General features: G+C 75.4%; 10 protein-coding genes. 9 read left to right on the forward strand and 1 reads right to left on the reverse strand.

Annotated elements, in window-relative coordinates:
* Positions 1 to 232: 232 nt before the first annotated feature.
* The 8 genes from ACZ4D5_RS20855 (at position 233) to ACZ4D5_RS20890 (ending at position 20703) form a co-directional block, all read left to right on the forward strand.
* On the forward strand, positions 233 to 439 hold the full coding sequence (locus tag ACZ4D5_RS20855; RefSeq protein WP_467773853.1) for an MbtH family protein: 207 nt from the start codon (positions 233 to 235) through the stop codon (positions 437 to 439).
* Positions 440 to 545: 106 nt separating this feature from the next.
* A complete protein-coding gene (locus ACZ4D5_RS20860; protein ID WP_467773854.1) occupies positions 546 to 1877 on the forward strand; it encodes an MFS transporter in 1332 nt (443 codons plus the stop codon).
* Complete coding sequence (locus tag ACZ4D5_RS20865) at positions 1870 to 5589, forward strand: amino acid adenylation domain-containing protein (RefSeq protein ID WP_467773855.1); 3720 nt, start codon at positions 1870 to 1872, stop codon at positions 5587 to 5589. Before ACZ4D5_RS20860 ends, ACZ4D5_RS20865 begins: the two co-directional genes overlap by 8 nt.
* Positions 5574 to 6641, forward strand: coding sequence for a MupA/Atu3671 family FMN-dependent luciferase-like monooxygenase (locus ACZ4D5_RS20870; RefSeq protein ID WP_467773856.1), 1068 nt, complete (start codon positions 5574 to 5576; stop codon positions 6639 to 6641). The genes ACZ4D5_RS20865 and ACZ4D5_RS20870 overlap by 16 nt, the downstream gene beginning before the upstream one ends.
* The gene (locus ACZ4D5_RS20875) at positions 6638 to 11329 is read left to right on the forward strand and encodes an amino acid adenylation domain-containing protein (RefSeq protein ID WP_467773857.1); all 4692 of its coding nucleotides are present in this window, start codon (positions 6638 to 6640) and stop codon (positions 11327 to 11329) included. The genes ACZ4D5_RS20870 and ACZ4D5_RS20875 overlap by 4 nt, the downstream gene beginning before the upstream one ends.
* Positions 11326 to 15186, forward strand: a complete 3861-nt coding sequence (locus ACZ4D5_RS20880; protein WP_467773858.1) for a non-ribosomal peptide synthetase — start codon at positions 11326 to 11328, stop codon at positions 15184 to 15186. The genes ACZ4D5_RS20875 and ACZ4D5_RS20880 overlap by 4 nt, the downstream gene beginning before the upstream one ends.
* Before the next feature lie 4 nt (positions 15187 to 15190).
* Positions 15191 to 18613 (forward strand): non-ribosomal peptide synthetase, encoded by a 3423-nt coding sequence (locus ACZ4D5_RS20885; protein ID WP_467773859.1) that lies wholly within the window; start codon positions 15191 to 15193, stop codon positions 18611 to 18613.
* Positions 18610 to 20703, forward strand: coding sequence for a beta-ketoacyl synthase N-terminal-like domain-containing protein (locus ACZ4D5_RS20890; RefSeq protein ID WP_467773860.1), 2094 nt, complete (start codon positions 18610 to 18612; stop codon positions 20701 to 20703). Before ACZ4D5_RS20885 ends, ACZ4D5_RS20890 begins: the two co-directional genes overlap by 4 nt.
* 9 nt (positions 20704 to 20712) lie before the next feature.
* Here ACZ4D5_RS20890 and ACZ4D5_RS20895 read toward each other — a convergent pair whose 3' ends face one another.
* Entirely contained in the window at positions 20713 to 21474 is a 762-nt protein-coding gene (locus tag ACZ4D5_RS20895) for a thioesterase II family protein (protein WP_467773861.1), read from the reverse strand.
* A gap of 190 nt (positions 21475 to 21664) precedes the next feature.
* On the opposite strand from ACZ4D5_RS20895, the gene ACZ4D5_RS20900 reads away from it, so the two are divergent.
* Positions 21665 to 22030: an ArsR/SmtB family transcription factor gene (locus ACZ4D5_RS20900; RefSeq protein WP_467773862.1), complete on the forward strand. Its 366-nt coding sequence runs from the start codon at positions 21665 to 21667 to the stop codon at positions 22028 to 22030.
* Positions 22031 to 22033 lie beyond the last annotated feature (3 nt).

Raw genomic sequence — 22033 nt, forward strand, 5'->3', positions numbered from 1 at the left:
TGACGCCTGTCGGCAAATTGCAAAGCGCGGTGCCGGTGGCGTGGAGTGCGGTCAAGAGCGCCTCTCACAAGTGGCTTGATTCGGCCCCGACAGAATTCGGTCATATCGCACTGTCTTGGCCTTTTACGTCTTGTGATCCATGTCACAATTGCTTGATGGAATTAGACCCTCCGGGCAATGATCCCTGCGGACGCAATGGGATTCTTTAGGATTTCTGGAGGGTTTAAGGTAAATGGCCAGCAATCCCTTTGAAGATGATGGTGCGCAATATGTTGTCCTCGTGAACGCAGAGAATCAGCACTCGATCTGGCCCGCGGGGCTTGATGTGCCCCCTGGCTGGACCGTCGTGCAAGAGGCGAGTTCACGGGCGGATTGCCTGGCCCATGTCGAAGGGAACTGGACGGATATGCGTCCCGCGAGCCTGATATCAGGCTCCTGACGTGAACGGCCGCGAAAGAAGAGAAGGAAAAGCGGAATCGCGAGGCGTGGCCGGGGCCGGGAGCGGTGAAAGCGGGCGGCCGGGGCGCTTTGCGGGCGCCGGTCCCTTGCTGCTCGTCTGGTCGGGACAGGCCGTCTCACTGGTCGGAAGCGCCGTTCTCAGATTCGCTTTCATCATCGAGGTCTGGTCCACCGGTGAGCAGGCGACCGCCGTCACGGCTCTGTCACTCTGCGCCCTGCTTCCGCAGGCCCTGTTCAGCCCCTTCGCGGGCGCGATAATCGACCGCATCCGCAAACGGTCCGCGCTGCAGATCGCGGACGTGGGCGGATTCGTCACCGTCGGCCTGCTCACCCTCGTGCACTTCTTCGGCGGCGGCCTGGAGCCGTGGCAGGTCTACCCGGCGACCGTCCTGCTCGGCATCTGTGCCGCCTTCCAGCTGCCCGCGCTCACCGCCGCCGTGCCCCTCCTGGTGCGCAAGGACCAACTGGGCCGCGCCAACGGCCTGTTGGCGGGCGCCCGCAGCGCCGCGGGGATCTGCGGCCCCGCGCTCGGCGGCATCATGGTCGCCCTGTCGGGCATCGGCGCCGTCCTCGTGATCGATCTGCTGAGCTACGCCTTCGCGCTCATCGGCATCCGCGTCGTACGGATGAAGGGCGACAAGGTCCCCGAGGGCGGCGGCGCGCCGCGTACGAAGATCGTCGCGGAGGCCGTCGAGGGGCTGCGCTATCTCTTCACGTACGCGAGCCTGCGCGACATGACCGTGAACTTCTGCACGGTCAACCTCGTCATGGTGTTCGGCTTCGCCGTCATCCAGCCCATGGTCCTGCTCAAGTCCGGCAACGGCGCGCTCGCCGCGGTGAACAGCGCGATCGGCGTCGGCGGAGTCGTCGGCGGTCTGCTGATGGCCGCCTGGGGCGGGCCGCGGAACCGCGGCCGGGGCATGATGCTCGGCATCGTCGGCATGTGCCTGTCCGCCCAGATCGGCATGGCCCTGGTCGGCGGCGTCGTCGGCTGGTGCGCGGCCATGCTGGTCGGCTCGCTGCTCATGACCGTCGTCAACGCCTCGATGCAGGGCATCGTGCAGACCAAGGTGCCCCAGGAGTGGCAGGGCCGGGTCTTCGGCGCGGTGATGTTCCTCTCGCAGATCTCCGTGCCGCTCGCCACGGCCGTGTCGGGTCCGCTCGCCGACGGCGTCTTCGAGCCGCAGGCCGCCGACGGGGCCGGCGCCTTCGCGCTGCTCGGCCCGGTCTTCGGCGACGAACCGGGCAGCGGCATGGCCGGAATGCTCTTCCTCGCCGGTGTCGCGGGCCTCGCGGTCGCGCTCTGGGGCCTGGCGAGCCGCTCCATCAGGCAGATCGACGTACTCCTCCCGGACATCGACGCCGACGGCGAGTCCGAGCGCAAGGGCGGTGAGAAGGATGACGCGGTGCGTGCATGAGCTGTTCGAGGCGCAGGCGGCGCGGACGCCCGACGCGACGGCCCTCGTGTACGAGGACGAACGGCTGACCTACGCCGAACTCGACGCCCGCGCCGACCGGTTGGCGGGCCTGCTCGCCGCGCGCGGAGTGGTGCGCGGCGACATCGTCGGGGTGTACCTGGAGCGCTCCGTCGAGATGGCCGTGGCGCTCCTCGGCACGCTCAAGGCGGGCGCCGGGTACGCGATGCTCGACCCCGGCTTCCCCGCCGGGCGGCTGCGCGGGATGGCGGCCGACGCGGGGATCGCGGCGGTGCTCTCCCGCAGGGGCGCCGAGCCGGAGCCGCTGGGCTCCTCGCTGTACGTCGAAGACGCCGTCCACGCACGGCCGTTCGCGCGCGGAGCGGTGCGGGCGGAGCCCGGTGACGTCGCGTGCGTGATGTTCACGTCCGGATCGACCGGGCGCCCCAAGGGCATCGTCGCCCCGCACCACGCCGTCACCGCCACGCTGACCGGCCAGGACTTCGCCTCCTTCGGGCCCGGCGCGGTGTGGCTGCAGTGCGCGCCCGTGTCCTGGGACGCGTTCGCGATGGAGCTGTGGGGGCCGCTGGTGAACGGCGGGACCTGCGTGCTGCACCCCGGGCGGCGGCCCGACCCCGTGGTGATCGCGCGGCTCGTCGCCGCGCACGGCGTCACGTCCCTGTACCTGTCCGGCTCCCTCTTCAACGTGATCGTCGACGAGTACCCGCGCGCCATCGATGGCCTGCGCGAACTGATCGTCGGCGGCGAGGCGTTGTCGCCCCCGCACGTGGCGCGCGCCCTGGAGCGCCGGCCCGAGCTGCGGCTCGGCAACGGCTACGGACCCGTCGAGTGCATGGTCTTCCTCACCGTCCACCCGATCACGCCGGACGACGTGCGCGAGGGGCGTCCCGTCCCGGTCGGCCGTCCGCTCGCGGGCAAGCGGCTGTACGTCCTCGACGAGCAGCTCGCCCGGGTCGCCGACGGCGAGACGGGCGAACTGTACGCCGCGGGGGCGGGCGTGGCGCGCGGCTACTGCGCGGCGCCGCTCACGGCGGAACGGTTCGTCGCCGATCCGTACGGCGCGCCGGGCTCCCGCATGTACCGCACCGGCGACCTGGCGCTGCGGCGCCCCGACGGCACCTTCGAGTACCGGGGCCGCGCCGACGACCAGGTGAAGATCCGCGGCTTCCGGGTGGAGCCGGGCGAGGTCGAGAACGTCCTGACCCGCCACCCCGGAGTCGACCGCGCCGCCGTCCTGGTCACTCCCGAGGGCCCGGACGGCGAGCGGCAGCTCATCGCGTACGTCGTACCGGGCGCGGGCGGCGAACAGCCGCCGTCGGAGGGCGAGCTGCGCTCCCACGCCGAAAGCCTCCTCCCCGACTTCCTGGTCCCGGCGGCCTTCGTGCCGCTGGACGCGCTGCCCCTGACGGCGAGCGGCAAGCTGGACAGGCGGGCGCTGCCTGCGGCTCCGGTACTGGCCGGGATCACTGCCGCGACAGGGCATCGGTCGGCTGCCGCGCCGTCGTGGCCGGTCGCGCCGTTCCCCGTGCCCCTTCGGGGCGCGGGCGGTGCCGCCGAAGGCGATCCGCGGAGCGAGACCGTGCGTGTGCTGTGTGAGCTGTTCGCCCAGGTTCTCGGGGTGCCCGGTGTCGGCGCCCACGACGACTTCTTCGCGCTCGGCGGGCACTCCCTGCTGGCCGCGCGTGTGCTCGGGCGCGTGCACGCGAGGCTCGGCGCCGAGGTCGATCTGCGGACGTTCTTCGAGGCGGCCACGCCGGCCCGGCTCGCGCCGCACGTCGACGGTGCCGCCAAGTCCCCCGCGCCCGCCGCCGACCCGCCGAACGGCGACGCCCCGGCGCCGCTCCCCGTCTCGCACGCCCAGCACCGGCTGTGGTTCCTCGACCGGCTCGGCTCCGGCGCCGCGTACAACCTGCCCATGCTGGTGCGGCTGCGGGGCGCGGTCGACCCGGACGCGCTCGCCGACGCCCTCGGGGACGTCGTCGCCCGGCACGAGGTGCTCCGCACCGTCTTCGACGAGGCCGACGGCGCCCCGGTGCGGCGTGTGCTGCACGGGATCGACGCACGGCCCCCGTTCCGCCACCTCACTCTCCCCGAGGGCGAGGTGCCCGCCGCGATCGACGAGGCCGCCCGGCACGGCTTCGACCTGAGGAACGAACTCCCCGTGCGCGGCGCGCTGTTCAGCGTGCGGGAGCGCCCCGGGGAGCACGCGCTGCTCGTCCTGGTCCACCACATCGCCGGAGACGGCTGGTCGCTCGCGCCGCTCTTCCGCGACCTGTCACGCGCCTACGCCGCCAGAGTCGCGCGGGGTGGCGTGGCGGGTGGCGTGGCGGGCGCCGCGGCGGACGGCCTCGTGCTGCCGCCCCTGGACATCTCGTACGCCGAACACGCCCGCCGCCAGGCCGCACGGCTCGGCTCGCCCGCCGACCCCGGGTCGCTCATGTCCCGCCAAGTCGCCTACTGGCGCGAGGCGTTGGCGGGCCTCGACGCCGCAGGGCCCCCGCTGCCCAGGCGCAGGGAGCGGCCCGCCGTGCCGGGGCAGGCGGCCGCCACCCTCGTACGCCGTCTCGACGCCGCGTCGCACCGCCGCGTCGTCGACGCCGCCCGCGCCCAGGGCGCCACCCTCTTCATGGCCCTGCACGCCGCGCTCGCCGCGACCCTCGTGCGGGCGGGCGCGGGCGAGGACCTCGCGATCGGCGCGCCGGTCGCCGGGCGCGCGGCCGACGGCGGCGTCGAGGACGTCGTCGGGTTCTTCGTGAACATGCTCGTGCTGCGCACCGACGTCTCCGGCGACCCGAGCGCGCGGCAGCTCCTGGCCCGGGTCCGCGACACCGACCTCGGCGCCTTCGCCCACCAGGACGTGCCGTTCGAGCACGTCGTGGGCGAGCTGGCCCCCGCGCGTGCGCGCGGCAGGCAGCCGTTCACCGACGTCGTCCTCGCCCTGCAGAACAACGCCCGCGCCGAGGTCGAACTGCCCGGCGCCGACGGGGGAGTCGAGGTCGTGCGCACCGGCGCGGCCCGCTTCGAACTGCTCGTCGACGTCACCGACACGACGGGGCCCGGCGGCGAGCCGGAGGGGCTGACCCTCACCTTCGAGTACCGCGCCGACTCCCTGGAGGAGCGCTTCGTGGCGTGGCTCGCGGACGCGCTGCCCCAGGCGCTGGAGGCCGCGGCCGCCGCGCCGGACACCCCGCTGACGCGGCTCGTCGGCACGGCGCCGCCGCGCCGCGCGGACGAGAGTGACAGGGTCGCGCTTCCGGCCTCGGCCGTCCCGGCCTCCCGGGCCGCCGGGCCGCTCCCGGTCACTCCGCTGGAGCGCGAGGTCGCGGCCGTCTGGCGCGACGTGCTCGGCGGGCCCGAGGCCGTCCCCGAAGTCGGCCGTGACGACGACTTCTTCGCCCTCGGCGGGAACTCGCTGCGCGCGGTGCGGGTCGCCGCCCGCCTCACCACCGACGCGCGGCCCGTGACGGCGGCCCAGCTCTTCGAGACGCCCACCGTCGCCGCCCTCGCCTCCGCGATGGAGCGGACACCCGCCCCGGCCGGGCCCGCCCTGGCCCCCATCAGACGGCGGCCACGCGTGCCCCGCCAGCAGGACCAGCAGAGCCGCATCGGCACGAAGAAGCCGAGCAGCGAAGAACCGAGCGGCACAGAACCGAGCGGCACGACACAGAAGGAGAGGCCGTGGACCTCAGCGTGATGTTCTTCGGCGCGGACGGCAGCACCGCCGCGCCGGGAACAGGTGCCCGGCACTCGGACACGTACGACGACATCCTGACCGTCGCCCGCACCGCCGACCGCCTCGGCTTCCACGCCGTGTGGACGCCCGAGCGCCACTTCCAGCAGGTGGGCCAGGTCTTCCCCAGCCCGCCCGTGCTCAGCGCCGCGCTCGCCGTCGCCACCGAGCGCATCGGCATCCGCGCGGGCAGCGTCGTGCTGCCCCTGCACCACCCGCTGAAGGTCGCGGAGGACTGGGCGGTCGTCGACAACCTCTCGCACGGCCGCGTCGGCCTCTCCGTCGCCACCGGCTGGCACTCCGCCGACTTCACCCTGGCCCCCGCCAACTACGAGGGCCGCAGGGAGCGGACCCTGCAGACCGTCCCCGAACTGCGCAGGCTGTGGGCGGGCGAGGCGGTGGAGTACCCCGACGGCACCGGGCAGCCCGTCGCCGTCGTGCCCCAACCACGGCCCGTCCAGGCCGAGTTGCCGCTGTGGATCACCACCTCCGGCAACCCGGAGACCTGGGAGGCGGCAGGTAGCCTGCGCGCCGGAGTGCTCGGCGCGACCGTCGGGCAGAGCAGGGACGAGCTCGCCGAGAAGATCGCCCGCTACCGCGCGGCCTGCGCCGCCGCCCCCGAGCAGGGCGGCACCGACGCGCACGGCCGCGTGACACTCATGGCGCACACCTACGTCGGCGAGGACGACGCGCAGGTGCGCCGCCTGGCCGCCGCGCCCCTGAAGACGTACCTCGCCTCGTATCTGCGCCAGACCGCGGCCAACCGTGCGGCACAGGGCCGCGAGGGCGAGCCGCTGAGCGACGAACAGACGGCCATGCTCACCGAGTTCGCCTTCCAGCGCTACCTGAACTGGGGCAGCCTGCTCGGCTCGCCGGGCACCTGCGCCAAGATGCTCGCCGACCTGCGCGACCTGGGCTGCGACGAGGTGGCCTGCTTCATCGACTTCGGCATCGGCCGGGACGAGGTCCTCGCGGGGCTGCACCGCCTCGCCGAACTGAGAGAGGCCGCGCAGTGAGCACGAACACCCCTTCCATGGCCGACCGGTTCAGCGCGCTCAGCGGTGAGCAGCGGATCCGGCTGATGCGCCGCCTCGTCGAGGCGGGCCGCGCCCACGAGATCCCCGCGGTCGTGCCGCCCCGCGACGCCGAGGGCCCGGTCCCGCTCAGCCCCGCCCAGCGTGACCTGTGGGTGTACGAGTCGCTGTATCCCGGCACCCCGGACCTCAACCTCTGCTGCGCCTACCACTTCGACGGGCAGGACGGGCCCGTCGATCCGGCCCATCTGGAGGCCGCGCTCACCCTCGTCCAGCGCCACCACGACATCCTGCGCACCCGAATCTCCGGCACCGCGGACGACCCGCGCGTCGACTTCCCCGACGAGGGCCCCTTCGTCCTGGAGCGCGAGGACCTGCGCGGTACCGGCACGACCATCGAGGAGGCCTTCCGCGCCTTCCGCCGCCGCCCGTTCGACCTCGCGGGCGGGAGCGGCGAGGGCGGCGAGCGGCTGATCCGCGGCCGCTTCGTACGCGTCGACGACACCCGTACGACGCTGATGCTGAGCGTCCATCACATCATCGCCGACTGGTGGTCCTTCGACGTCCTGCAGAGCGAGTTCGCCGAGGCGTACCGCGCCGTGCGCGAGGGCACCGAGCCGAAGCTGACCCGGCCCGCGATCCAGTACGCCGACTTCGCCTCCTGGCAGGCCGAGTTGGCGGATTCCGGGGTCTTCGGCCGGCGCCTGGACTTCTGGCGCCGCTACCTGGCCGAGCCGCCGGGCCCGCTGACGGTCCCCGGCCACGGCAGCCCGGACGCCGGCGAGGACGGCATCGTCCAGATCCGCTTCCGCGTGGACGCGCCCACCGCGCGGGCCGTCCGCACGCTGGCCCGCGAGCGCGGCGCCTCCGTGTACGTCGTCCTCATGACGGCCTTCGCGATCCTCGCGCACCGTGTGTCCGGCGCCGACGACCTGGTGCTCGGCACGCCCGTCGCCAACCGCTCGACCAAGGGCCTCGACCAGGTCATCGGGTACGTGATGAACGCCGTGCCGACCCGCTGGCGCATCGCCGACGAGGACTCCTTCGCGGACGTCCTGGCCCGCTTCGGCACGGACTTCCCCGCGCTGATGGCGGCCGCCGACCTGCCGGTGGGCCGCATCGTCTCGGCCGTCGCGCCGGAGCGCAGCGCGGGCCGCTCCCCGCTGTTCCAGTGGGTGTTCATGCATCTGACGGAGCAGCCGAGCGTCTCCGCCGTACGGGAGTTCGCCGAGCCCGAGCGCATCCACACCGGCGGCGAGCACGACCTCGTCGGCGTCGTGCGGGACAGCGGCGACGGCATGGACGGCAGCTTCGAGATCCGCACCGAGCTGTTCACCCCCGAGGCCGTGACCCGCTGGGCGGACAGCTATCTCACACTCCTGAAGCGGGTCACCGCCGCCCCGACCGCGCTCCTGCGGGACCTCGACGTACTGCCCGCCGACGAGCGCCGCCGCGTCCTCGCCCTGGCGGCGGGGCCCGCGGCGCCGGAGCCCGGGACGCTGCCGGACACCGTGGCCCGGCACGCCGCCCGTACCCCCGAAGCGCTCGCCGTCGAGGGGGACGGCACCACCTTGACGTACGCCCAACTGGCCGACCGCGTCGACCGGTTGGCGGGGCTCCTCGCGCGGCACGGCGCGGGGCCCGAGCGGACCGTCGCGCTCGCCCTCGGCCGTGGCGCGGACCTGCCGGTGGCCGCGCTCGCCGTGCAGCGGGCGGGCGCCGCCTATCTGCCCATCGACCCCGACTACCCGGCGGAGCGCATCCGCCGCACCCTCGACGACGCCGCGCCGGTGCTGCTCGTCACCGACGCGCGCACCGCCGAAGCGGGCGTGCTGCCCGAGACGGAGCTGCCGGTGCTCCTCCTGGACGAGCACGTGTACGACGGCGAGGCCCTGCCCGCCACCGCCCTGGAACCCGCACGGCCCGCCTACGTCATCCACACCTCGGGTTCCACCGGCACACCCAAGGGCGTCGTGGTCACCCACGCCGGCGTCGCCGCGCTCACCCGCAGCCTCGTGGACCGCTTCGCGCTGGACGCGAACTCCCGTGTGCTGCAGCTCGGTTCACCGGCGTTCGACATCTCCGTCGCCGAGATGTGCATGGCCTTCGGGCCCGGCGGCACCCTCGTCGTACCGCCGCGGGGGCCGCTCGCGGGCGACGCGCTCGGCGCCGTCATCGCCGAGCGGCGCATCACCTGCGCGATGGTGCCGCCCTCGGTCCTCGCGACGGTGCCCGAAGCGCCCTACCCGCACCTGCGGGCCCTCGCGGTCGGCGCGGAGGCCTGCCCGCCCGCCCTGGTCGCGCGCTGGGCCGTCGGCGGCCGCCGCTTCCACAACGCGTACGGCCCCACCGAGGCCACCGTCGCCGCCACCCTCTCCGGCCCGCTGACCGGCGACGGCACGGCCCCGCCCATCGGCACCCCGGTCGCGGGCACCGCCGTCCACGTCCTGGACGCCCGGCTGCGCCCGGTGCCCACCGGAGTCGCGGGCGAGCTGTACCTGTCGTCGGCGGGCCTGGCTCGCGGCTACCTGGGCCGCCCCGCCGCGACCGCCGAACGCTTCGTCGCCGACCCGTACGGCGCGCCGGGCTCCCGCATGTACCGCACGGGCGACCTGGCGTACCGCGACGACGACGGCACCCTCCACTACCTGGGCCGCACCGACGAACAGGTCAAGCTGCGCGGCCTGCGCATCGAGCCCGGCGAGGTCGCGGCCGTCCTGGCCGACCACCCCGAGGTGGCCCGGGCCGCCGCTGTCGTCCGCGACGACACCGCGGGCAGGCCGCAGCTCATCGGCTACGCGGTGCCCGCCCCCGGCCGCGCCGTCGACCCGAACGCCCTCCTCGCGTACGCCGCCACCCGGCTGCCCGCGCACATGGTGCCCGCGGACGTCGTGGAGCTGCCCGAACTGCCCCTGACCCGCAGCGGAAAGCTCGACCGCGCCGCCCTGCCCGCGCCCCGCGCCGCCACCGCGACGCGGGCGCCCGCCTCCGCCCGCGAGAAGGAGCTGTGCGACCTCTTCGCGCGGATCCTCGGCGTCGACGAGGCCGGTGCCGACGACGACTTCTTCCGGCTCGGCGGCGACAGCATCATGGCCATCCAGCTGGCGGGCCAGGCCTCGGCGGCCGGGATCGTCCTCGCCCCGCGCGACCTGTTCACCCTCCGCACGCCCGCCCAACTGGCGCTGCACGCACGGTCGTCGGCCGATGACGTGGACGGGGCGGAGGTGCCCGAGGCGGGCCGCTTCCCGCTCACCCCGGTGATGCGGTGGTGGCTCGACCAGGGCGGCGACCCCTGGGCGTTCACCCAGTCGATGGTGTTCCCCGTGCCGCCCGGCACGGACGGGCGGCGCGTCGAGGCCGCCGTACGCGGACTCGCCGAGCGGCACGGAGCGCTGCGGATGCGGCTGCTGCGGGAGGAGCTGTCGGCCGAGGTCGCCGAGGAGGTTCCGGCAGGGGCCGCGGTGGTGCGCGTCGGCGTCGACGGTGAGCCCGAAGCCCTGGCGCGCGCCCGGCGGTTGGCGGCCTCCACGCGCCTTGCCCCGGAGGACGGCGAGATGCTGCGTGCCGTCTGGCTCGACGCCGGTCCGGGGCGGCGGGGCCTGCTGCTCCTGACCCTGCACCACCTGGCGGTCGACGGCGTCTCGTGGCGGGTGATCGGGCCGGAGCTCGCGGCCGCCCTCGCGGGGGACACCGGCACGCCGCCGCGCCCGGGAGCCTCCTTCCGCCGGTGGGCCGTGCTGCTCGCCGAGGAAGCCGGCAGGGCCGAGCTGGTCGAGTCCGAACTGCCCTGGTGGCGGAGCCAGCTCAAGGACGCGGCCAACGCCCGTGTCGCCGCGGGGAAGGGCGCGGGTGCCCGCCGCGCGACCCTCACCGTCGACCTGCCCGCCGACCTCACCAAGGCCGCGCTCGGCACGCTGCCCGCGGCCTTCAACTGCGGTCCCGACGCGGTCCTGCTCAGCGCGCTGACCGTCGCGGCCGTACGCCAGAGGGGCTCCGGCACCGGCCTCCTCGTCCACCTGGAGGGCCACGGCAGGGAGGCGCTGTCCCGCCCCGCGGACGTGTCCCGCACCGTCGGCTGGTTCACGACGCAGTACCCCGTGCTGCTCGACATCGGGCGGCAGGACCACGGCGGGGCGACGGACGGCGGTGCGGGCGACGGCGGTGCGGGCGAGGCGCTCAAGGCCGTCAAGGAGCGGCTGCGCACGGTGCCGGGCGGCGGCATCGGCTGGGGCCTCCTGCGCCACCTCAACCCGCACACGGCCCGGGAACTCGCCGAACTGCCCGTGCCGGACGTCCGGTTCAACTACCTGGGCCGGCTCACCTCCGACGACGCCGCGGGCGGCGAACTGCTCGACGCGGGCCCCGGCGCCGTGCCGCTCGGCCACGCCGTCGAGATCGACGCCCTCGCCAGGGAGGGCGCCGACGGACTGGTCCTGGAGGCGACCTTCTCGTACGCGCAAGGGGTCGTCGCCAAGGACGAGGTGCGCGAGCTCGCCCGGCTGTGGCGCGAGGCGCTCGCCGCCCTCGCGGACGAGACGGCGAAGGGCGGACCGGTCGGCGCGACCCCGTCCGACTTCCCGCTGGTGGACCTGTCCCCCGACCAACTGGCCATGCTGGAGGGCGACATGGACTTCCTCGACGCCGGCCCCGGCGCGGGGGACGGCCGGTGAGCGCGCGCATCGCGGACGTCCTGCCGCTCACCCCCGGCCAGGAAGGCATGCTCTTCCACGCCGTGCGCGACACCGAGGGACCCGACCCCTATCTGGTCCAGATCCGCCTCGCCATCGGCCCCGCGGTCACCGCGGACACGGTGCGCGGGGCGCTCGCCGCCCTCATGGAGCGCCACCCCAACCTGCGCGCCTGCTTCCGGTACGAGCGGCTGGACCGCCCCGTGCAGGTGATCCCGACCGCGGTCCAGGTGCCGTGGACGGAGGTCGACCTGACGGGGCGCGCTCCGGACCACGTGCGCGCGGGAGCCGCGGAGTTCCTCGCCGGGGACCGCGGGCGTCGCTTCGACACGGCGCGCCCGCCGCTGGTCCGCGCCGCGCTCCTGCGGCACGACACCGGGCAGGAACTCGTCCTGTCCTGCCACCACATCCTGATCGACGGCTGGTCGGTGCCGATCCTGGAGCGCGACCTGGCGGCGCTCGTGATCGGTGCGCCCCTGCCGCCCGCCGTGCCCTACCGGCAGTACGCGCTGTGGCTGAGCCGCCAGGACCAGGGCCTCGCGCGGGAGGCCTGGCGCGAAGCCCTCGCGGGGCTCGAACGCCCCGCGCCGCTCGTGCCCGCCCGCGCCGCGGACGGCACGGCGGAGCCCGACACGCTCCGGCTGCACCTGACCGCCGGGCTGACCGCCGCCCTGGTGCGCCGCGCCGCGGAGGCCGGTGTCACCCTCAACACCCTGACCCAGGCCGCGTGGGCCCTGGTGCTCTCCCGGATGACCGGCGCGCGCGACGTGGTGTACGGCGGGGTCGTGGCGGGCCGCCCGCACGACCTGCCCGGGGTCGGCGAGATGGTCGGCATGTTCATCAACTCGCTGCCCGTGCGGGTCACGCTGCGCGACGAGGAGAGCGTCGCGGAGCTGCTCGCCCGCATCCAGGACGAGCAGTCCCGCCTCGGCGCGTACCACCACGCGCGCCTCGCCGAGGTGCAGCGGGCCGCGGGGGCCGGGACGGGTGAACTCTTCGACTCCCTCCTCGCGTTCGAGAACTTCCCGCGCGGCGCCGACGAGGACCGGGACGGGCCGGACACGGTGCGCGTCCTCGACGTGCGGGACGCGACCCACTACCCCGTGACGCTCGCCGTCGTCGCGGGCGAGCGGATGCTCCTCGCCGTGGGCTGCCGCCACGGCATCCGTGCCGACGCGGTCGCCGCCCGCATGGTGCGGGCCCTCGAGCGGCTGACGGGCGACCTCGAGACGCCGGTCGGTGAGATCGACGTGCTTCCCGAAGCGGAGCACCGCGCCCTGCTCGCGCGGTCCGCCGGCGCGTCGCCGGGCCGCGCGGCCGAACCGGCCACCATGACCGGCCGGTTCGCCGCGCAGGCGGCCCGCACACCGGACGCCCCCGCCGTCGAGGCCGACGGCCAGACCCTCACGTACGCGCGCCTCGACGCGGAGTCCGACCGCCTGGCCCGCCGCCTCGCCGGGGCGGGAGCGGTCCCCGGCGCCACGGTGGGCCTGCTGCTGCGCCGCTCGGCCTCCCTGGTCGTCGCCCAGCTCGCGGTGGTCAAGGCCGGGGCGTGCTGGCTGCCGCTGGACGCGTCCCAGCCGCCGGAGCGACTGGCCCGACTGATCGGCGGGGCGTCGGCGGATCTGGTCCTGACGGACGGCGAACCCCTCGTGCAACTGCCGTCCGGTACACGCTCTTTGGACGTACGAGGCGTGTCGCCGGAGGCGCCCTTCGGTGACCCCTCGCACCCCGAGTCCGCCGCCTGCGTGCTTTACACCTCCGGATCGAGCGGCGAGCCGAAGGGCGTCGTCGTCCCGCAGCGGGCCGTCGTCGAACTCGCCGCCGACCACCGCTTCGAGGGCGCGGCGCACCGCCGCGTGCTGCTGCACAGCCCGCACACCTTCGACGCCGCCACCTACGAGGTGTGGGCACCGCTCCTGACCGGCGGCACGGTCGTGGTCTGCCCCGACGAGCGCGTCACGCCCGCCCTGCTGGCGCGGGTCCTGCCGGAGCGGCGCGTCACCGCGCTGTGGCTCACCGCCGAACTGTTCCGTACGGTCGCGGAGTTGGCGCCCGGCGCGCTGCGCGGTCCCGACGAGGTGTGGACCGGCGGCGACGTCGTGGACCCCGAGGCGGTGCGCCGCGTGCGCGAGCACTGCGCGGGCACGACCGTCGTGAACGGCTACGGGCCGACCGAGACGACGGTGTTCGCCACGGCCCACCGCGTCACGGAGCCCCTCGCCGCGGGGCCGGTGCCGACCGGTGCGCCGGTGCCGATCGGCACGCCCCTCGACGGCACCCGCGTCCAGGTCCTCGACGCCCGGCTGCGGCCCGTCCCCGACGGCGGCGTGGGCGAGGTGTACGTCGCGGGGGCGGGGCTCGCCCACGGCTACCTGGGCCGCCCCGGCGCCACCGCGGAACGCTTCGTCGCCGACCCGTACGGCGCGCCGGGCTCCCGCATGTACCGCACGGGCGACCTGGCCCGCCGGACCGCCGACGGCGCCCTGGAGTTCGCGGGCCGCGCCGACGCCCAGCTGAAGATCCGCGGCTTCCGCGTCGAACCGTCCGAGGTCGAGGCGGCCCTCGCGACCTGCCCCGGGGTGGCCCGAGCGGTGGTCGCCGCGCGGCCCGCCCCGGACGGGGGCAGGCGGCTGGTGGCGTGGGTGGTGGCGGGGGAGGGCCACTCCGCGCCGCCGGAGCGTGACGCGGCTCCGCGGGAGCCCGACCCCCTGGCCCCCGTCCGCGAGGCCGCCGCCCGCATCCTGCCCGCGCACCTCCTCCCCACCGCCTGGGCCCGTATCGACGCCGTGCCGCTCACCCCGCACGGCAAGGTCGACACGGCCGCCCTGCCCGAACCCTCCGCCGGCGCGGTGTCCTCCCGGGCGCCGCGCACCGTGCGCGAGAAGGAGCTGTGCGCGCTGTTCGGCGAGGTGCTCGGCCTCGCGGACGTCGGGCCCGACACCGACTTCTTCGCCGCCGGCGGGCACTCGCTGACCGCGCTGCGCCTCGTCGGGGCGATCGAGAAGGCCTGGGGCGAGAAGGTCCCCGTGGCATCGGTCTTCGCCGCGCCCACGCCCGCCGCCCTCATCGCCCGCATCGACGCGCCGCTGCCGGACACCGCCGACGGCCTCGCCCCGCTGATCACCCTGCGCGCGGAGGGCGACGCCACGCCGCTGTTCTGCGTGCACCCGGGGCTCGGCGTCGGCTGGGCCTTCGCCGCGCTGCTGCCCCACCTCGCCCCGGGACGCCCGGTCCACGCCCTGCAGACACCGGCCCTGACCGAGGAGGACCCCCGACTCCACGCCGGATTGCGGGAGATGGCGGCGGAGTACGTCGAGCGCGTCCGTGCCGTCCGGCCGCACGGCCCCTACCTCCTGCTCGGCAGGTCCTTCGGAGGCCTCGTCGCCCACGAGATGGCGGTCCTGCTGCGCGCGGCGGGCGAGGAGGTCGCGCTGCTCGCCGTGGTGGACGCCATGCCCAAGCCGCCCGAGACCGCCCGCACCCCGCTGGACCCCGCCGTCGCCGGCGACGTGGCCCGGCAGATCCTCCGCGAGGAGGGCGGCGTCCTGGACGGCGTCGGCGAACACCGCATCGCCGCCCTGACCCGGGCCGTCGCCCACCACGTGGTCCTCGGCCGGAAGTGGATCCCCTCCCGCCGCTACGACGGCACCGTGACCCTCTTCGCCGCCACCCGCGACCCGGAAGCCATCCCCACCGAGACCAAGGCGGAGGCCTGGCGGCGCGCCGCCGAAGCCGTCGACGCGCACGAACTGCCCTGTGCGCACGTCGAGGTGCTCGACCCGGAACCGGCGGCCCGCATCGGCGCGGTTCTCGAACAGATCCTCCAGGGAGAGTGAACCAGTGGACGACACGCTGGACCCGGCGGCCCAGGCGGCCGTCGAGGAGTACGAGTTCCCCGTCTCCGACGCCCAGAGCCGGCTCCTGGTCCTCGACCGGTTGAACCCCGGCACCGCCCAGTACAACGTGCCCGCCGCCTTCGCCGTGCACGGCCCCTTCGACCTCGGCGCGTTCACGCGCGCGCTCGACGCCCTCGTGGCCCGCCACGAGTCGCTGCGCACCGTCTTCCGCACCGCGCCCGACGGCACGCAGACGCAGATCGTCGCCGCGTCCGGCCGCGCGCACCTCGTCGTGGAGAAGGACGTACCGGCGCGGGAGGCGGAGGCGCGGCTGCGCGCCGACGCCGCCGTCCCCTTCGACCCGGCGTCGGGACCGCTGCTGCGGTGCGCGGTGTACGCCGTGGACGACGGCAGTCACCGTGTGCTGCTCGTCGCCCACCACCTGATCTGCGACGGCTGGTCCCTCGGCATCATCCTGCGCGACCTGTCCGCCGCGTACGCCGCCGAGTCCAGGGGAGTGGCCCACGAAGCCCCGGAACTCCCGCTCCAGTACCCCGACTTCGCGGTCTGGCAGCGCGAGCGCCAGGCCGAGGGCGGCTATGCCGAACACGTCGCGCACTGGGTCGGACAGCTGCGCGGGGCGCCCGAGGTCCTCTCGCCGCCCCTGGACCGGCCGCGCCCCGCGGTGCGCACGGCCGCGGGCGGCAGCGAGCGGTTCCTGCTGCGCGGCGGCGTCCGCGCACGCCTGGCCGAGGCCGCCCGCGCGCGGGCCGGGACACCGTTCATGGCGCTGTTCGCCGCGTACGCCGCGTTCCTCGGACGCCTCAGCGGCCGCGACGACCTGGTCGTCGGCTACCCGGTGTCCGGGCGCGACAGGCCCGAGCTCCAGGAGATGGTCGGCATGCTGACCAACACCCTGGCGCTGCGCGTCGACCTCTCCGGCGACCCCTCCTACGGCGAGCTGATCGGCCGGATCCGCTCCGCCCTGCTCGCCGGACAGCCGTACCAGGACGCCCCGTTCGAGGCCGTCGTGGACGCGCTGGCCCCGTCCCGGGAGACCAGCCACGACCCGGTGGTCCAGGTGATCTTCGCGTACGACGACGACACGGAGCTGACGCTCGGGCTCGCGGACGCCCGCGTCGAGCGCGTCGAACTCGCCCTGGACACCGCCAAGTTCGACTTCCATCTGCACGTCGAGCGCTGGGGGCCGACCGAAGGGGTCCGCGAAGGCGGCCCGGGCGCGGGCGGCTCGGGTGAAGGCGGCTCGGGCGCGGGCCGGTCGGGCGAAAGCCGGGCGGGCGCGGGCCACTTGGGCGAAGGCGGCCCGGCCGACGGCGGCCTCGGCGACGGCGGAGACCTCGCCGCGCAGTTCATCTACCGCAGCGACCTCTTCGAGGCGGCCACCGTCCGCGCCTGGGTGCGCTCCTTCGAGACGTTCCTCGACGCGGCACTCGCCCGCCCCGACGCCCCGCTCTCGACCCTGGACGCCGTCCCGGCCGCCGACCGCGCCCGCGCCGTCGCGGCCGCCGACCGCACCGCGGAGGCCGCGCCCACGGACCGTCTGGTGCCCGACATCATCGCGGACGTCGCCGCCGCACGGCCCGACGCCACCGCCCTCGTCTGCGGCGACGTGCGCTACACCTACCGCGAACTCCTCGCCGCCGCCGACCGGTTGGCGGCCCGGCTGCGGGCCCGCGGAGTGCGTCCCGGCGTCCGGGTCGGCCTGCTGCTGCCCCGCTCGGCCGAGATGGGCGTCGCGGCCCTCGCGGTGCTCCGCGCGGGCGGCGCGTACGTCCCCCTGGACCAGGCCCACCCGCACGCCCGCCTCGCGCACATGGTCGAGGCCTCCGGTACGCGGCTGCTCCTGACGGCTGCGGAGACCGCGGCGCAGGGGGCGGCGCTGGACCTGCCGTGCCTGCGCGCGGACGAGCCGGCGGGCGGCCCGGAGGAGCCGGGGGAGCACCCGGCCGCCGAGCCGGGCCCGGCCCCCGCGCCGTCCCCCGAGGACCTCGCGTACGTCCTGTTCACCTCGGGCTCCACCGGTGTGCCCAAGGGCGTCGCCGTCGAGCACCGCGCGCTGGCCAACCTGACCATGGCCGTGCGTCCCGCGTTCCCCGTCACCGCCGACGACCGCGTGCTGCAGTTCGTGTCGTTCGGCTTCGACGTCGCCGTCTCCGACCTGTTCTTCCCCTGGGTCGCGGGCGCCGAGCTGCACGTCGCGGGGGACGACGAACGGCTCGGCGACGCGCTGTTCGCCCGGCTGCGGGACTCGCGCATCACGTACGTGTTCCTGCCGCCGTCCGCCGCGATGCTGCTGCCCGACGTGACCGGGCGCCTGCCCGAACTGCGCACGCTCGCGGTCGGCGGCGAGGCCTGCCCGGCCGAACTGGTCGAGCGCCTCGGCGAGCCGGGCCGCAGGATCGTCGACGCGTACGGCCCCAGCGAGGCCACCGTCTACGCCACCACCGCCGACCTCGAACCCGGCGAGCCCGTGGTCATCGGCAGGCCGGTGCCCGGCTCGCGCGTACACGTCCTCGACGACCGCCTGCGCACCGTCCCGACCGGCGTCACCGGCGAGATCTACATCGCGGGCGCCTCGCTGGCCCGCGGCTACATCGGCCGCCCCGGCATGACCGCCGAACGCTTCGTCGCCGACCCGTACGGCCCGCCGGGCGCCCGGATGTACCGCACCGGCGACCTCGCCCGCATCGACGCGCACGGCCGCATCCACTACCTCGGCCGCTCCGACTCCCAGGTCAAGCTGCGCGGCGTCCGCATCGAACTCGGCGAGATCGAGGCCCTGTTGGCGGGCGTCCCGGACGTGGCGGTCGCCGCGGCCGCCGTGCGCGGCACGGGCGCCGAGCAGCGCCTCGTCGCGTACGTCGTGCCCCGCGAGGGAGCGACCCTCTCGGACGAGGCCCTGCGCGCCCACCTCGCCGAGCGGCTGCCCGGCTACATGCTGCCGGAGCTCTACGTCCACCTCGACGAGCTGCCGCTCAACCGCTCGGGCAAGATCGACCGGGCGCGGCTTCCCGAACCGGCCGCCGAGCGGGGCGAGTCGACGCGTACGTACGTCGCCGCGCGCACCGCCACCGAAGCGCGCGTCGCCGAGGTCTGGGCCCGCGCCCTGACCCTGGACCGGGTGGGCGTCCACGACAACTTCTTCGACCTGGGCGGCAATTCGGTGCGCCTGCTGGGGGTCCTCGCCGCGCTCCGCGAAACGGCGGACGGCACGGAACTCTCCCTCGTCGACCTGTTCCGCCACCCCACCGTCGCCTCGGTCGCGGCCCACCTCGACCGGGCGTCCGACGCGGCCACCGACGCCACCGCCACCGCCACCGCGGCCCGGCGCAGGGGCGACGACCGCCGCGCACGCCAGACCGCCGCCGCTGGGCGGCTCCGCTCCAGGAAGGGCACGCCACGATGATCGACCCCACCCTCGACCCGGCCCTCGAATCCGCCATCGCCGTCGTCGGGATGAGCGGGCGGTTCCCCGGCGCCCCAGACCTGGACGCGTACTGGGCGAACCTGCGCGACGGCGTCTGCTCCATCGCCGACTTCACCGAGGACGAACTCCTCGCCGACGGCGCCGACCCGGCGGAGATCGGCCGCCCCGACCACGTGCCCGCCAAGGGGCACCTCGCCGACGCCGACCGCTTCGACGCCGAACTCTTCGGCTTCAACCGCACCGAGGCGGCCGCCCTCGACCCCCAGCACCGGCTCCTCCTGGAGACCGCCTGGGCCGCCCTGGAGGACGCGGGCCGCGACCCGCTCGCCGCCCCCGACCGCACCGGCGTCTACGTGGGCGGCAGCCCGACCGAGCACATGCTGGCCGCCCACACCGACCGGCGCCTGGCCGCGTCGATCGGCGCGATGCAGATCCGCATCCTCACCGACCGGGAGTTCCTCGCCCCCTGGATCTCCTACCGCCTCGGCCTGGAGGGCCCGAGCCTGACCGTGCAGACGGCCTGCTCGACCTCGCTGACGGCGGTGCACCTCGCCGCCCAGGCGCTGCTCCTCGGCGAGTGCGACACCGCGCTCGCGGGCGGCGTCAGCGTCGACACCGTCCGCAGGCAGGGATACGTCCACTACGAGGGCGGCATCTTCTCCGCCGACGGCCGCTGCCGTCCCTTCGACGAGCGGGCGGGCGGCACCGTGCCCGGCAGCGGCGTGGGCGTCGTCGTGCTGCGCCGCCTGTCCGACGCGCTCGCCGACGGCGACCCCATCCGCGCGGTCGTGCGGGGCAGCGCCCTGACCAACGACGGCGCCACGAAGGTCGGTTTCACCGCCCCCGGCGTCGAGCAGCAGACCGCGGCCGTCGTCGAGGCCTGGTCGGCGGCGGGCCTCGCCCCCTCCGCCGCCCAGTACGTGGAGGCGCACGGCACGGCCACGGAGCTCGGCGACCGCATCGAACTGGCGGCGGCCACCGCGGCGTTCACGTCCGAGGCCCCCGGGCCCGGTGGCGGCCCGGCCATCGGCATCGGTTCCGTGAAGTCGAACATCGGCCACCTGGACGCGGCCGCGGGCGTCGCCTCGCTCATCAAGGCGGTGCTCATGCTGGAGCACGCCACGCTGGCGCCGACCGTCAACGTCACCCGCCCCCACCCCGAACTGCGCCTGGACGCGACGCCGTTCCGCGTCGTGGACCGCGCGGCCCCCTGGCCGGGCACGGACGAGGGACCGCGCCGCGCCGGAGTGAGCTCGCTCGGCATCGGCGGCACGAACGTCCACGTCGTCCTGGAGCAGGCACCGGACCGCCCCGCGCCCTGCGGCGTCGCGAAGTCACAGGACCGCACCGAGCTCCTCGCCCTCTCCGCCCGCACGGAGAAGGACCTCACCGCGCTCGCGGCCCGGCTCGCGACCGCCCTGCGCGCACCCGGCGCGCCCTCCCTCGCCGATGCCGCCCACACGCTGCGCACCGGCCGCACCCCCATGGACGTACGCGCGTACGTCCTGGCCTCGGACCCGGCGCAGGCGGCCGAGCGGCTGACGGCGCTCGCGGAGGGCGGCCGCCCCGGCCCCGGCGACGACGCGGACGGCGGCCCCGACCCCGACGGGCTGCGCGGGCTCGGCGAACTGTGGCTGAAGGGCGGCACGGTCCCCTGGCCGGAGGAGGCGGGCGGGGGCCGCAGGGTGAGCCTGCCCACGTACCCGTTCGCGGGGGAGCGCTTCGGCGCGCTCACGAGGGCGCGCCGGACGGAGGCAGCGGCGGCCGCCCCGGACGGCGAAGCGCCGTCCGACCTGACGAAGGCGGTGTCGGCGCTCCTCGCCGAGGCCCTGGGCCTGGAGGGCCCGGTCGCCCCGGAGACGACCTACTTCGCGGCGGGCGGCGACTCGCTGACCGCCGTGCACCTGGTCGGCAGGCTCCGGGACGACTTCGGCATCGACGTGCCCATCACCCTGTTCCTGGAGGAGCTGACCCTCCCCGAACTCGCGGACCGCGTCGTCGGCTCGAAGGAGCAGGACGGGGCGGAGGACTCCCTGGACGCGCTCCTGTCGGAGTTCGAGGCGGAGTAGCCCGCGGGCTCACGGCGTCGTCGCGCTCCGGTCGGGGAGCGCGGCGGCGATGACGTCGGTGACGTACGGCAGGTGGTCGTCGAGGAAGAAGTGCCCGCCGGTCAGTACGTGGCAGGAGAAGGCGCCCCGGGTCTCGCGCTCCCAGACGCGCGCGCCCTCGACCGTGACGCGCGGGTCGACGTCCCCGGTCAGGACGGCGAGCGGACAGTCGAGCGGGGGAGCCTCGCGGTAGGCGTAGTCGTCCACGATCTGGTAGTCGGCGCGGACCGGCGGCAGGAAGAGCGGCCGCAGCTCGGGCGAGGACAGGACCTCGCTCTCGGTGCCGGACAACGTCCGCATGTCGGCGACGAGTTCGTCGTCGGACATCTCCCGCACCGGCCGCGCTCCCGCGGGCCGCCAGGGCAGCGAGGGCGCCCGCCGCCCGGACACGATCAGGGCGCTGGGGGTACGCCCCTCGGCGGCCATGCGCCGCGCGGTCTCGAACGCGAGGAGCGCGCCCATGCTGTGCCCGAACAGGGCGAGCGGCCTGCCGTCGTCCCAGGCGGGCAGCGCGGCGAGCACGGCGTCGACGATCTCGTCCGTCCCCTCGGCGAACGGCTCCCCGTACCGGTCCTGGCGGCCCGGGTACTGCACGAGCACCGGATCGACGACGCCCGACACGGCCGCCGACAGCGCGTGATAGGCGCTGACCGAACCGCCCGCGTGCGGGAAGCAGAGCAGACGGGTCCCGGCGGTGGGTGCGGGGTGGAAGCAACGTATCCAGTCGCCCACGAGCGCCTTCCTTTCGTGTCACGCGTTCACGTGTTACGTGGTCCTCGAACCCGGCCAGCATGCCGCAGAAGAACCGACCGCGCCGAACCTTTCCGCGGACAGCGGCGCAGGTCACTACGGCCACCGGACGCCGACCTAGACTGACCCGGCACGGCGGAAGGCGACAGCGAGCGGAGAGGGAGGCCGGCGGATGGCGAAGGAAGCCGGCGGCTGCCCCGATCCCCCAGCCGAACTGCTCGCGGAGGCGGCGTCCGCCTTCGGCCTGCTCGCCTCGTCCGCGCGCCTGCACATCGTGTGGGCCCTCGCGCAGGGCGAGAGCGACGTGAGCGGCCTCGCGGAACGGGTGGGCGGCGCGCTCCCCGCCGTCAGCCAGCACCTGACGAAGCTGAAGCTGGCGGGCCTGGTGGGCTCGCGCAGAGAGGGCCGCAGGATGGTGTACTTCGCCGCGGACCCGGATGTGGTGAGCGTCGTGCGGCTGCTGGTCACCCAGCTGGCATCCCGAGCGGAGACGCCGACCGGCGCCGGGGCCCGGGGGCTTCGCGGAGCCGGGGCCTGAGGG

This window comes from Streptomyces sp. NPDC025651 (genome assembly GCF_055558735.1).